8 protein-coding genes and 1 pseudogene are annotated in these 13,582 nt (G+C 72.6%); 3 read left to right on the top strand and 6 right to left on the bottom strand.

What is annotated here, in order from left to right:
* Positions 1 to 248 precede the first annotated feature (248 nt).
* A complete protein-coding gene (locus tag SMD11_RS32310) occupies positions 249 to 1,286 on the bottom strand; it encodes a GDP-mannose 4,6-dehydratase (protein WP_087929811.1) in 1,038 nt (345 codons plus the stop codon).
* 176 nt (positions 1,287 to 1,462) lie between these two features.
* Between SMD11_RS32310 and SMD11_RS32305 the strand changes: the two genes are divergently transcribed.
* Positions 1,463 to 2,839: an erythromycin esterase family protein gene (locus SMD11_RS32305; protein ID WP_087929810.1), complete on the top strand. Its 1,377-nt coding sequence runs from the start codon at positions 1,463 to 1,465 to the stop codon at positions 2,837 to 2,839.
* A gap of 79 nt (positions 2,840 to 2,918) precedes the next feature.
* On the opposite strand, the gene SMD11_RS32300 is transcribed toward SMD11_RS32305, so the two are convergent.
* Both SMD11_RS32300 and SMD11_RS32295 read right to left on the bottom strand, forming a co-directional pair.
* Positions 2,919 to 3,671 (bottom strand): ArsR/SmtB family transcription factor, encoded by a 753-nt coding sequence (locus SMD11_RS32300; protein WP_087929809.1) that lies wholly within the window; start codon positions 3,669 to 3,671, stop codon positions 2,919 to 2,921.
* Positions 3,672 to 3,810: 139 nt separating this feature from the next.
* The gene (locus SMD11_RS32295) at positions 3,811 to 4,017 is read right to left on the bottom strand and encodes a hypothetical protein (protein ID WP_087929808.1); all 207 of its coding nucleotides are present in this window, start codon (positions 4,015 to 4,017) and stop codon (positions 3,811 to 3,813) included.
* Between the two features lie 219 nt (positions 4,018 to 4,236).
* Between SMD11_RS32295 and SMD11_RS32290 the strand changes: the two genes are divergently transcribed.
* The gene (locus SMD11_RS32290; protein ID WP_087929807.1) at positions 4,237 to 4,407 is read left to right on the top strand and encodes a hydrophobic protein; all 171 of its coding nucleotides are present in this window, start codon (positions 4,237 to 4,239) and stop codon (positions 4,405 to 4,407) included.
* Positions 4,408 to 4,615: 208 nt separating this feature from the next.
* On the opposite strand, the gene SMD11_RS32285 is transcribed toward SMD11_RS32290, so the two are convergent.
* Positions 4,616 to 7,159, bottom strand: coding sequence for a SpoIIE family protein phosphatase (locus SMD11_RS32285; RefSeq protein WP_087929806.1), 2,544 nt, complete (start codon positions 7,157 to 7,159; stop codon positions 4,616 to 4,618).
* 65 nt (positions 7,160 to 7,224) lie between these two features.
* Positions 7,225 to 11,241, bottom strand: coding sequence for a HAMP domain-containing protein (locus tag SMD11_RS32280; protein ID WP_087929805.1), 4,017 nt, complete (start codon positions 11,239 to 11,241; stop codon positions 7,225 to 7,227).
* 341 nt (positions 11,242 to 11,582) lie between these two features.
* On the opposite strand from SMD11_RS32280, the gene SMD11_RS32275 reads away from it, so the two are divergent.
* Positions 11,583 to 12,401, top strand: coding sequence for an SGNH/GDSL hydrolase family protein (locus tag SMD11_RS32275; RefSeq protein ID WP_087929804.1), 819 nt, complete (start codon positions 11,583 to 11,585; stop codon positions 12,399 to 12,401).
* A 64-nt stretch (positions 12,402 to 12,465) separates the two neighbouring features.
* On the opposite strand, the pseudogene SMD11_RS32270 reads toward SMD11_RS32275, so the two are convergent.
* Positions 12,466 to 13,403: pseudogene (locus SMD11_RS32270) on the bottom strand (GlxA family transcriptional regulator).
* Positions 13,404 to 13,582 lie beyond the last annotated feature (179 nt).

Here is a 13,582-nt window from a genome sequence, read left to right as displayed (position 1 = left end):
CTTCGCCACGTTCAACTCAACCCATCTCAAGCTCAAGACCGGCGGACTGCAGAGGATTTCGATGTGGGCATCCGGTACTCGGGATGGCTGTTCCACAGCGACTGAGAGTCATCTCGGTGCCCCGCACGGGGCACTGCTCGACTTCCCGCACGCCACGCGCCAAGTGTCGGACGGCGTGGTCGTGGAATTCCCTAGAGATCGGCCGACTCCGGGTTCACGACGGGTGTGAGCAGGTGTTTCGCGGCGGCCTACCAGCTCGCCGCGGCGAGCAGCTCGCCGTGGTCGCGCTCGCGGCCGGCCTGGCGGAGGTCGGACTCCACCATCATCTGCATCAGCTGCTCGAAGTCGACGGCGGGCTCCCAGCCCAGCCCCTCCCGGGCGTTGGAGTAGTCGGCGCAGAGCGTCTCGACCTCGGCGGGCCGCACCAGCGCCGGGTCGATCACGACGTGCTCCTCCCAGTCCAGGCCGACGCTCTCGAAGGCGATGCGGGCGGCGTCCCGCACCGAGTGCATCTGCCCGGTGCCGACCACGTAGTCCCCGGGCTTGTCCTGCTGGAGCATCAGGTGCATCGCGCGGACGTAGTCCCCGGCGAAGCCCCAGTCGCGCACCGCGTCGAGGTTGCCGAGGAGCAGCTTGTCCTGGAGCCCCAGCTTGATCTGCGCGACCGCGAGGGAGATCTTCCGGGTCACGAACTCCGCGCCGCGGCGCGGCGACTCGTGGTTGAACAGGATCCCGGAGACGCCGTACACCCCGTAGGACTCGCGGTAGTTCTGGGTGATGTAGTGGCCGTAGGCCTTGGCCACGCCGTAGGGGCTGCGCGGGTGGAAGGGGGTCCGCTCGCTCTGCGGCGACTCCACGACCTTGCCGAACATCTCCGAGGAGGAGGCCTGGTAGAAGCGGATCTGGCCGTGGCCGTCGCTCCCGCCGGTGGACTTGCCGAGCCCGCTCACGATGCGGATGGCCTCCAGCATGCGCAGCACGCCGGTGCCGTTGACATCGGTGACGAGCTCGGGCTGCTGCCAGGACATGGGGACGAAGGAGACGGCCCCGAGGTTGTAGACCTCGTCCGGCTGGACGAGGTCCACGGCGGAGACCAGGCTGCCCTGGTCCATGAGGTCACCGTCGACGAAGGTCAGGTCGGGTATCAGCTTGGCCACCCGGTCCTTCCGCGGGTTGGCCTGTCCCCGGGTCAGGCCCCAGACCTGATATCCCTGGGCGAGCAGGTGCTCGGCGAGGTACGAGCCGTCCTGCCCGGTGATTCCGGTGATCAGCGCACACTTGGACATTCGGTCCCCTTTCACGGCACACGGACATAGCCGGTCGAGGGTCCTCGAATCCGTACCCAGCGCTCGGCAGCCTCACCGAATCACGGAGCGGGCTAAGGAATTTCCGAGACTTCGGGCGTCGTTCCGCTCCCGCGGGCGCCGGTCGGGGTCACGCGCCACCCTGTATAACAGCGTGCATGACGCACATATTTGCTCGCCGTTCCCTGGCCCCGGCCGTCGCGCTCACCCTGGCGCTGGCGGCGCTCGCGGGTCCCGCCGCCGCCTCCGCGGCGGCTTCCGCACCGCGCGCCGCGGCGTCCGCGCCGGCCTCGGACCGGGCCGTGGTGGCCGCGCTGGAGCGGTACGCCCATCCGCTGCGCTCCACCGATCCCGGCGCCCCGGGCGGTGACCTCGCCGCGTTCGCCCGGATGACCCGGGGGGCGAAGGTCGTCGGAGTCGGTGAGGTCTCGCACGGCTCCAGCGAGCTGTTCGCCATGAAGGACCGGCTGCTGCGGCAGCTGGTCGCGCGCGAGGGGTTCTCCGCCTTCGCCATGGAGATCAACTGGTCGGCGGCCGCACGGCTGGACGCGTACGTCCGCACCGGTGAGGGTGACCTGCGCCGGATCATGCGCGAGGAGTTCCAGGACGCGTACTCCCTGCTGGACACGGAGGAGTTCTTCCGGCTGTTCGGCTGGGTGCGCGAGCACAACCGCACCGCTTCCCGCCCGGTCCGGATCGTGGGCATGGACTTCGCGGACGTGAACCCCGCCCAGTACGAGCGCGTCCTCACCTGGGCGGGGCGCCACCAGCCCGCGCTCGTCCCCGAACTGCGCACCCGGTACGCCGCGTTGCGCGCCCTGCCCGACGGGGTCGGCGCACGGCTGGCGGCCTACGGCGCGCTCCCGCTCGCCGAACGCAAGGCGATGGCGCGGGACGCCGGGGCCGCGTACCGGCTGCTGGCGGAGGCCGGCGAGCGGGACCCGTGGGTGCTCCAGGAGGCCCGGGTCATCTCCCAGATGGCCACCTCGTACGCCTTCGACAGCACCGACCCGGCGCAGGCCCTCGCCGCGAACCGGCACCGCGACCGGACCATGGCGGAGAACGCCGTGTGGTGGCAGCGCCGGACCGGCGACCGGATCGTCGTCTCGGCGCACAACGGACACGTCACCTACGAGGCGGCGCTGCCCACGGTCTTCCCCGTCACGATGGGCCGGGACCTGCGCGAGCTGATCGGCAGTGAGTACCTCGCCGTCGGCACCTCCCTGTACGAGGGCGCGTACCGGGCCCGGACGGCGACGGGCGAGGCGGGCGTGTTCGGCGTCGGCCCCGCAGCGCCCGGCAGCAACGAGCACACCCTCGACCAGGTGCGCCACCGCGACTTCTACGTGGACCTGCGCGCGGCCGGCCGGGACCCGGTCGCGGGCGGCTGGCTGGACACGGCCCGCCCGACCTTCCTGATCCCCGGCCGGTACCCCAACCAGCCGGTCGCCCCGCTCGCCCTGGGCCGGGGCTTCGACATCGTCGTGCACCTGCACGAGGTGGGGGCGTCCGTACCGCTCCCCCGGCGGCCGTAGCGGCCGGCGCTCGCGTCCTCCGGTGCCCCGGCGCCCCGAATGCGGGGGCCGGGGCACCGGCTTTCGGGGCGCCGGGGCATCAGGACCACAGCGGGAGGGGCATGGGCTTGCCGGTCTCCACATAGGTCTTGAGGTTGGAGAGCACGGCCGACCAGCCGCCCGCGGCCTCGCGGAGCTCGGTCTCGTCACGCAGGTTCTCGTGGGTGACGGTGAGCTGGACGGTGCCGCCGAGGGGCTTGAGGACGAAGGTGACCGTGGAGGGCCCGTCCGGGCGGTCCTCGTCCGGCCCGGCCCAGGTGAACACCAGGCGCTTGGGCGGGTCGGCCTCGACGACGGTGCCCACGACGTCGGCGACGCCGGAGCCGTCGACGCGGCGGTGTTCCCAGGAGGAACCCGGCTGCCAGTCCGAGACGTTGCTGTGGCCCCAGTAGGCCGCGGTCGTCTCAGGGTCGGTGAGGGCTTCCCACACCGTCTCCGGGGTGGCCTCGATGTAGGTGGTGTAGACGAATTCCGGCTTGGCGGACATGGCGTGCTCGGCTTTCTGTTTAAGGGCGCTCAGCGCCCGCAGACGCGGGCGTTCGAACTTGTCGATCCACCGCTCCTGGATCTCCTGGAGCGGCACGGGGTTGAGGTAGTGGAGTTTCTCCCGGCCCTTCCGGACGGTGCTGACGAGGTTCGCGGCCTCCAGCAGGCCCAGGTGCTGGGTGGTCGCCTGGCGGGACATCGCCAGGCCTTCACACAGCTCACCGAGCGTCTGGCCGTTGTTCTCGCGCAGCCGGTCCAGAAGGCTCCGGCGGGTCGCATCGGCCAAGGCCTTGAAGACCTTGTCCATCTCATCGCTCACACCACAATCATGCAAGTATTTACTTGCATGTCAAGCGCGGAAGCACCCCCGGGCATCCCGTCGCGCTCATAAAAAAGCCCCCACCTGCGAAAACACCAGCCCGGAACCGGCCGCGCCCGGCGCCGCCTCACCAGGCGCCGGGCCCGCCCCCCTGCCAGGTGATCTGCCCCTGGTCGTCGAGCCTGATGTCGTCCGGGTCCCAGCCGGCGCGGCGCAGGAACTCGTACAGGTCGGCCACCCCGTACGCCGTCCCGAGGATCTCCCTGCCCACGGTCACCCTCCGGCCACCCGAGGGAGACGGCGGGTGGACCACGATCGGGGCGAGTCCTGTCATGCGTCCAGCGTCCGCCCTGCCCCGGCGGAACGCATCCGGAGGACGCGCGGGCCGTCCGTGAGCCGCGGTCCGCCGCGACCGTGCCGGGAGCCGGCCGGGGAAACAGATCTTTTCCCGCCCCATCGGGATTACGCTATTCGTACGGGGCCGCGCGATGACGAAAAAGCGGGGTGTGAAGTCATTGTCTCCGGGCACACGTCGGTTCGGAGGTTGATAACTATGGTTCCCCTGCTTCTCGTCCTGCTGCTGGCGCTGATCCTGTTCGGTGCCGGATTCGCCGTCAAGATTCTGTGGTGGGTCGCCGTCGTGGTGCTGGCCCTCTGGCTCCTGGGGTTCGTCATGCGCTCCACGAGCCCGGGCGGTGGTCGCGGCCGCTGGTACCGATGGTGACCTGAACACCCTCGCGGCCGCGGCGGCCCGCCCGAATTCCGAAATTCGAGCGGGCCCGTGCGCGTACCGGAACCGGGAACACGGTCGACCACCATGAAAGGTGGGTCCCGGCCCTCGAAAAGGCCGGGGCCCGCTTTTCCATGTGCACACCGCGGAAATCGTGAACACGGAGAATCGTGAACACGGCGGAGTTCCTGTGGGCTTCTTTTCACACCGCCTGCACGCCCACGAGACACGTGTCGTCGTCCGTGTCGGCCCTGCTGTGTGTCAGCAGCCGGTCCAGCCGCTGCTCCAGCGTGGCGGTCGGCACCTTCGCCGCCGCGATCAGATGGTCCAGGGAATCCTGTAGGAGGGATCCCTTCCGCTCGACGAGCCCGTCGGTGAACATCAGGAGCGTGTCCCCGCGCGCCAGCCGGATCTCCCCCTCCTCGTAGAGGGCGTCGGCCATGGCGCCCAGGAGGACCCCCTTGAGCAGCGGAAGCGTGGCGGTCCGGTCCGCGCTGACCAGGACGGGCGGCAGGTGCCCGGCCCGGGCCCAGCGCAGCGTACGGTCGGCGGGGTCGTACAGGCCGCAGACCGCGGTGGCGGTGATCCGCTCGGTCAGGTGGTGCGCCACGATGTTCAGCCAGGTCATGAGCTGGGCGGGGCCGGCGCCGGTGACGGCGAGGCCGCGCAGCGCGTTCCGGAGGACGATCATGCTGGTGGCGGCCCCGATGCCGTGGCCGGCGACGTCCCCCACGCACAGCAGGATCCGCCGGGAGGGCAGGACGACCGCGTCGTACCAGTCGCCCCCGACCAGGTGCTCGGTCTCCGCCGGCCGGTAGCGCACGGCCACGTTCAGACCGGGGGCGTCGAGCGGGGCCCGGGCGGGCGGCATGATGGCGTGCTGCAACTGGAGGGTCAGGCGGTCGCGTTCGGCGGCCTCCTGCTCGGTGTGGGCGAGCTGGTCGCGGGTGGCGGCCAGGGCCACCTCGGTCCAGTGCTGCGCGGAGATGTCCTGGTAGGCACCGCGCAGCGCGAGCAGCCGGCCGTCGGCCTCCAGGACGGGCTCGGCCACGAGACGGACGTGCCGGGTGACGCCGTCGGGCCGCTGGAGGCGGAAGGCGGTGGACGCGGGCCGTCGGTGGTGCAGCAGGGTGCGCAGGAAACGGCCGAGGGCGACGGCGTCGTCGGGATGGGCGTGGGCGGGCAGGTCCTCCAGCCGGACGGGGGTCGCGGCGGGCGGCAGCCCGTGCAGGGCGAACAGCTGGCGGTTCCAGATGACCTCGCCCGTCAGGGCGTTCTCCTCGAACCCGCCGATCCGGCCCAGGCGCTGCGCGTGCTGGAGGAGGCTGGCCAGCCGGGCCGCCTCGTCCTCGATCCGCCAGAGGAGCAGCACGCTGCCGCCGTGACGGCTGATGCTGATGTCGGCGACCGCCGCGAGGGGTACCTGGTCGACGAGCGCGGTGAGGGTCATCCGTTCCGCGCGGAACGGCTCCCCGGTGGCGTGGACGCGCTCGACCGCCTCGAAGAGGCCGCTGTCGCCGGCGGCCATGGGGTAGGCCTCCAGCAGCAGGGCGCCGCTGACGGCGCTGCGGGGCCGGCCCGCCGGGTCGGCGAAGCGCCGGTTGGTGTGGCGGATGCGGAAGTCGGTGAGGTGGCCGTCCGGGTCGAGGTGCGGCAGGAGCACCAGGGCCGGGTCGTGGAGGCCGTCGGCGAGGTCGGTGAGTTCGTCCAGGTCACGCCGGAGCACCCCGGCGGGCGGGGCGGCGCCGGTGACGGGGCGGGCCTCCAGCGTGTGGGCGCACAGTTCGGCCAGGGCCTCGATCTGCCGGCGGATCCGTGGCGGCTGGGGGGCGACGGGGTGGGGCCAGCAGATCTCCAGCACGCCCAGGATGCGGCCACCGGTGCCGGCCGGGACGGCCACCCGGCCGCCGCTCGTGTCGCGTCGGCCGATGGAGGGCGCGTTGTCGTCGGACAGCGTGGGGAACCAGACTGCCTGACGGTCGGTCAGCGCGTGCCGGGCGACGGTGGCCACGCCGGGCGGTACGTAGCGCCAGCGCCCGGCCTCCTCGGCGGTGAAGCCGGCGTTGCCCGCGAGGGTGAGGGAGGCGTCGTGGCCCGCCGCCCAGATGGCGACCGCGGTCGCCCCCAGGGGTGCCAGAGCGTGTTCCAGGAGGGACCTGGCGACGGCTTGGGTGTCGTCGGCGGCCAGGGCGCCGCTCTCGGCGGTGCGCAGCCTGACGGCGGCGGAGAGGCCGGGGTCCTTCGGCGCGGCGCCGCCCTCCGGGGTCGCGGCGGGCTTCTTCGTGCGGGCGAGGAACTCTCCGGCCGCCTGGGAGAGGCGGTCCTGGGACGCCTGGTTGACGATGTCGGCGGCCAGCTCCAGCTGGGAGAGGTCGGCCTGGTCGGCGAGCGCGGCGAGCTGCCGGGCCGCTTCGGCGGGGCCGCAGGTGAGCCGCTCGATCAGGACGCCCTTGGCGAGTTCGATCAAGGCCCGGCCGTCGGCCGCCGCGTGGGCGGCCCGCACCTCGGTGCGGAGCCGTGCCACGGTGGCGGCCAGCCGGCCGACCGTCGAGCTGTGCGCGTCCCGGCCCGCCTCCCGCGCGGGTGGCACGGCGGCCGCTCTCCCGGCGGCCGCCGCGGAGTCACCGGCGCCCGCCCCGTCGCCCCGCGACCCGTGGGTCGGGGCGGGGCCGGCGGTGTGCGAGGGGCGCTCGCCCGGCTGCTGCGAAGGGTGCACGGTGGAACTCCTTACCTGATGCCCGGACATGATGCATCGAGGTCTGCGGGAGGGAGGGGACGGCGGCCGGGCGGGCCCCGGCGGTGGCGCGGGGGCTACGCGTCCAGCCAGCGCCGGACGCGCGCGATGAGTTCGTCGGCGTCCACCGGCTTCGTCACATAGTCGCTGGCCCCCGACGCCAGGCTCTTCTCCCGGTCCCCCGGCATCGCCTTGGCGGTCACGGCGATGACGGGCAGACCGGCGTGGCCGGGGGTCCGCCGGATCTCGGCGGTGGCCGTGTAGCCGTCCATCTCGGGCATCATCACGTCCATGAGGATCAGGTCGGTCTCCGGGTGCGCGGCGAGCGTCTCCAGGCACTTGCGGCCGTTCTCGGCGTGCAGGACCTGGATGCCGTGGGTCTCCAGGATGCCGCTGAGAGCGTAGAGGTTGCGCGCGTCGTCGTCGACGACCAGGACGGTGCGGCCGGCGAGGGTGTCGTCGACGGCCCGGGGGTCGGGCGCGGCGGTGTCCTCCGGGCGGGCCAGGGGCAGGACGGCGCCCAGTCGCTCGGCGGACAGGTGCAGGGCGATGCGCTCGCGCAGTTCGTCCAGGCTGGAGAGCAGCTCCAGCGGGCGGCCCGCGGGGCGGGACCGCAGGGCGCGTTCCCGGTCCGGGTCCATGCGACGGTTGTTGTGGGCCAGGACGGGGACGGCGTGCAGCCCGGCGTCGCCGTCCATGGCGGCCAGGAAGCGCGGCGCCTCGTCGCCGGGCATGTCGAGGTCCAGGACGACGCAGTGGCAGGGTTCGGCCGCGAGGGCCGCGGCGGCCTCCTGGGCTCCGGCGGCGCCGACGATCTCCACGGATTCGCCGGGGCCGGTCAGACCGGTGCCGCCGGTGAGGTCGGCGACGGCGCTCTCGGCGACCAGGGAGAGCAGCCCGCGGCTGTGTTCCTCGATCACGAGCAGGCGCCGCCCGGTGGGGGGCGCGGGGGCGGTGGCGGCGGGCTGGTCGTCGGCCGCGGCCGTGCCGGCGCCCGCACCGTCCGGTTCGGCCGCGGCGTGCTCCTCGAAGTCCGGGCGCCGTACGGGCATGTAGAGCGTGAAGGTGCTGCCCTCGCCCGGGGTGCTCCGGGCGGTGACGGCACCGCCGAGCAGATAGGCGATCTCCCGGCTGATGGAGAGGCCGAGGCCGGTGCCGCCGTACTTGCGGCTGGTGGTGCCGTCGGCCTGCTGGAAGGCGCCGAAGACCGCTTCCAGCTGCTCCTCGGGGATGCCGATGCCGGTGTCCTCGACGCGGAAGGCCACGGCCGGTCCGCCCCGGCGCACCGCCTCGGGCAGCTCGCTGTCCGCCGCCGGCTCGATCCGCAGTTCGACGCCGCCGCGCTCGGTGAACTTGACCGCGTTGGACAGCAGGTTGCGCAGGACCTGCCGCAACCGGGAGTCGTCGGTGAGCAGGTCGGCGGGGGCCCCGGCGGCGGTGGTGATCCTGAAGTCCAGGCTCTTCTGCGTGGTCAGCGGCCGGAAGGTGGCCTCGACGTAGTCCAGCAGGCGGCGCAGGGGGACGCGTTCGGGGTTGATGTCCATCTTGCCGGCCTCGACCTTCGACAGGTCGAGGATGTCGTTGATGAGTTGCAGCAGGTCGGAGCCGGCGGAGTGGATGATGCCGGCGTACTCCACCTGTTTGGGCGTGAGGTTGCGGGCCGGGTTCTGGGCCAGCAGCTGGGCGAGGATGAGCAGGCTGTTGAGCGGGGTGCGCAGTTCGTGGCTCATGTTGGCCAGGAACTCCGACTTGTAGGTGGAGGTGAGCGAGAGCTGCTGCGCGCGGTCCTCCAGCTCCTGGCGGGCCTGTTCGATCTGGAGGTTCTTCGCCTCGATGTCGCGGTTCTGGGAGGCGAGGAGGGCGGCCTTCTCCTCCAGCTCCGCGTTGGACCGCTGGAGTTCCTCCTGCTGGACCTGGAGCTCCTGGGAGCGGGCCTGGAGCTCGGTGGCCAGGCGCTGGGACTCCCCCAGCAGCTCGTCGGTGCGGGCGTTGGCGACGATGGTGTTGACGTTGACGCCGACGGTCTCCATGAGCTGGTCGAGGAAGGCCCGGTGCACGGGGGTGAAGGAGGTGAAGGAGGCCAGCTCGATGACGCCGAGGACCTGGTCGTCCGCGAGGACGGGCAGCACGACGAGGCTGCCCGGGGCGCTGTGGCCGAGCCCGGAGGAGAGGGTGACGTAGTCGGCCGGTACCCCGTCGGCGGCGATGGTGCGGCGGCTGCGGGCCGCCTGGCCGACCAGGGACTCCCCCAGCCGGAAGCGGGTGTGCCCGCCGCCGGCGGGGCGTCCGTAGGAGCCGACGAGGACGAGTTCGGTGCCCTGGCCGGTGTCCTCCGCCAGGTAGAAGGCGCCGTACTGGGCGGAGACCAGGGGGGTGAGCTCGTCCATGACGAGCTCGGCGACGACGGCCAGGTCCCGGTGGCCCTGCATCAGGCCGGAGACGCGGGCGAGGTTGGTCTTGAGCCAGTCCTGTTCCTGGTTGGCCTGGGTCGTCTCGCGCAGCGAGCCCACCATCGCGTTGATGTTGTCCTTGAGCTCGGCGACCTCTCCGGAGGCGTCCACCGTGATGGAGCGGGTCAGGTCGCCCTCGGCGACGGCGCTGGCGACCTCGGCGATGGCCCGCACCTGGCGCGTGAGGTTGCCCGCGAGTTCGTTGACGTTCTCCGTGAGCCGCTTCCAGGTACCCGAGACGCCCTCGACCTCCGCCTGGCCTCCCAGGCGGCCCTCGCTGCCCACCTCCCGGGCCACCCGGGTGACTTCGGCGGCGAAGGAGGACAGCTGGTCGACCATCGTGTTGATGGTCGTCTTCAGCTCCAGGATCTCCCCCCGGGCCGCCACGTCGATCTTCTTGGAGAGGTCGCCGTTGGCCACGGCGGTGGTGACCAGGGCGATGTTGCGCACCTGCCCGGTCAGGTTGTCGGCCATGGAGTTGACGTTGTCGGTGAGGTCCTTCCAGATGCCGGCGACGTTGGGGACACGCGCCTGCCCGCCGAGCCGGCCCTCCGTGCCCACCTCGCGGGCGACGCGGGTGACCTCGTCCGCGAACGCGGACAGGGTGTCGACCATGGTGTTGATCACTCCGGCGAGCGCGGCCACCTCACCCTTGGCCTCGACGGTGATCTTCTGCGAGAGGTCGCCCCGGGCGACCGCGGTGGCGACCTGGGCGATGGACCGCACCTGCGCCGTGAGGTTGCCGGCCATGAAGTTCACCGAGTCGGTCAGATCCCGCCAGGTACCCGACACCCCCTTCACATCCGCCTGACCACCGAGAATCCCCTCGGTCCCCACATCACGCGCCATCCGCGTCACCTCGTCCGCGAACGAGGACAACTGATCCACCATCGTGTTGATGGTGTTCTTCAGCTCCAGGATCTCGCCCCGGGCGGTAACCGTGATCTTCTGGGACAGGTCGCCCCGGGCGACCGCGGTGGCCACCTGGGCGATGGACCGCACCTGCGCCGTGAGGTTGCCGGCCATGAAGTTCACCGAGTCGGTCAGATCCCGCCAGGTACCCGACACCCCCTTCACATCCGCCTGACCACCGAGAATCCCCTCGGTCCCCACATCACGCGCCATCCGCGTCACCTCGTCCGCGAACGAGGACAACTGATCCACCATCGTGTTGATGGTGTTCTTCAGCTCCAGGATCTCCCCGCGGGCGTCCACGGTGATCTTCTGGGACAGGTCCCCCTGCGCCACGGCCGTGGTGACCTGGGCGATGTTGCGCACCTGGTCGGTGAGGTTGCCCGCCATGAAGTTCACCGAGTCGGTGAGTTCGCGCCAGACTCCCCCGGCGCCCGGAACGCGCGCCTGGCCGCCGAGGCGGCCCTCGCTGCCCACCTCCCGCCCGACGCGGGTGACTTCGGAGGTGAACAGCGACAGCTGGTCCACCATGCCGTTGAAGACCTCGGCGATCTCCCCCATCAGGCCGTCGGCGCCGTCCGGCAGCCGGGTGCCGAAGTCCCCGTCGCGGACCGCGGTCAGGCCCGCCAGCAGCTGCCTCAGCTCCGGGTCGCCGGCCCTGCCTGCGCCGGCGCCCCGCGGTGCTCTCCCCCGCGGGGCGGGAAGCGAACCGTCAACCGTCGTGTCAGCCATAGCAACCTCGCTCCGTTCACCGGACCAGGACGGTCGTACCGGGGCGGAACCGCGCGGCGCCGCGCCCGTACGGCCCGTCAGGCCCGCACCGACTCCGGTCCGGCGTTTCCGGCTTGCCGTCGCCGGCCTCCGGGAGGCACCCCGGAGTCCGGCACAGTCAGGAGACCACGGCCAGGGCCATGATCGTCGCCCTTTCGCGAGCCCGGACGCCCTCGATGGGTAGTGCTACTATCCATTGTTAGATAGTGCCACTATCCAGTAGGGGTGTCCGTCCGCCCGCGGACGCGCACCACCGACGACGGCCCGCCCGACGACGGCCCAAGGGAAAAGGGAGACACCCCGTGCCCCACAGCGAGTACTTCCGCTACGTCGCCCTCGGCGACAGCCAGACCGAAGGTCTCGGCGACGGGGACGACCTCACCGGCCTGCGCGGCTGGGCCGACCGGCTCGCGGAGCACCTCACGGCCGCCAACCCCTCGCTGCTGTACGCCAACCTGGCCGTACGGGGGCTCACCGCGGGCCAGGTCCGCGCCGGGCAGCTGGCACCCGCCCTCGCCCTGCGCCCCGACCTCGTGACCGTCGTCGCCGGGGTCAACGACCTGCTGCGGCCCGGGTTCGACGCCGCCGAGGTGGCCGGGCACCTGGAAGCGATGTTCGCCGAGCTCACCGCGGCCGGGGCCCGGGTGGCGACCCTCACCTTCCCCGACCCCGGGAAGATCATCCCGATGGCCCGGCCGTTCCGGTCCCGGGCGAGCGACCTCAACGCCCGTATCCGCGCGGCGGCGGCCCGGCACGGCGTCACCGTGGCCGAGACCGCCGGCCACGCCGTCACCACCGACCCGCGGCTGTGGAGCGCGGACCGTCTGCACGCCAGCCCGCTCGGGCACGAGCGGATCGCCGCGGCGATGGCCGACGCGCTCCACCTGCCCGGCAGCGACGGCGCCTGGGCCCTGCCGCTGCCGCCCCGGGCGGTCCTCACACGACGGCAGGCCGCGGCGGCCGAACTCCGCTGGGCGGGCACGTTCCTCGGCCCCTGGCTCGTACGCCGCCTGCGCGGCACCTCCTCGGGCGACGGCCGCACCGCGAAGCGCCCGGCGCTCCTACCCCTGGAGGGCGCACCCGGCACGCCGGACGGCCGGCCGGCCGTCGAGCGCGCGTAGCCCGCGCGCACCCGACCGGGCGGAGCAGGCTTCCCGTCACCGGCCGTGCCGCCGGCCGCGGCCGTCAGCCGAACGCCCGACGGTAGGCGTGCGGACTGACCCCGGTCGTCCGTTTGAACCGGTCGCGGAAGGCGGTGGGCGAGCCGAAGCCGACCTGGGCGCCGATGCGTTCGACGGGGTGCCGCGTGGTCTCCAGGAGGTGCTGGGCCCGGCGGACACGGGCCCGGTGGAGCCACTGGAGCGGGGTCGTGCCGGTCTGTTCGCGGAAGCGCCGGATCAGGGTCCTGGTGCTGGTGCCGGCCTGGGCGGCGATGTCGGCGAGGGTGAGGTCGCGCGCGAGGTTCTCCCGCAGCCAGGTGAGCAGGGGTTCGAGGGCGGAGCCCTGCGGCGTGGGCACGTGGTCGTGGACGATGAACTGCGCCTGCCCGCCCTCCCGTTCCAGCGGCGTGACGGACAGCCGGGCGGTGTCGGCGGCGACCGCCGACCCGTAGTCACACCGGATCATGTGCAGGCACAGGTCCAGGCCCGCGGCGGCGCCGGCCGAGGTGAGGATCCGGCCGTTGTCGACGTAGAGGACGTCCGGGTCGACGTCGACGGCCGGATACGCGGCGGCGAGCTCGGCGGCGGCGATCCAGTGGGTGGTGGCGCGCAGGCCGTCGAGCAGCCCGGTGGCGGCCAGGGGGAAGGTGCCGACGCAGATGGACGCGATGCGCGTGCCGTCGGCCGCGGCGGCCCGCAGGGCGTCGCGGACGGCGGGGTCGAGGGGGGCCGTGTGACCGTCGGTGCCGGGCACGACGATCGTGTCCGCGCCCGCCAGCCCCTCCAGCCCCACGGCGCGCGCAGGGTGAAGGCACCCGCGTCGATCTCCGGCTTCTCCCCGCACACGCGGACCTGGTAGCCGGGGCGCCCGTCCGGCAGGCGGGTGCGGGTGAAGGCGTCGATCGGGGTGGCCAGGTCGGACGGGACCACCCGGTCCAGCGCGAGTACGGCGACGGTGTGCATGGCGGGAAGATACCTCGCCACCACGTGCCCGTCCCGGCTCCGTCAGGTCTCGGCCAGCCGTTTTCCCAGCTCACAGCCGCTCCGGAGGCGCTGGCACTATTCCGTCGGAAGCTGTCACTAATGCCACTGGGACAACGGCGGCGGCCTGGTTAGCGTCGGGAGCGCCCCGGCACGGACCG

The sequence above is a fragment of the Streptomyces albireticuli genome, assembly GCF_002192455.1.
Lineage (GTDB): Bacteria > Actinomycetota > Actinomycetes > Streptomycetales > Streptomycetaceae > Streptomyces > Streptomyces albireticuli_B.
The sequence above is the reverse complement of the archived record's forward strand: the minus strand, read 5'-3'. Positions and strand labels throughout refer to the sequence as shown.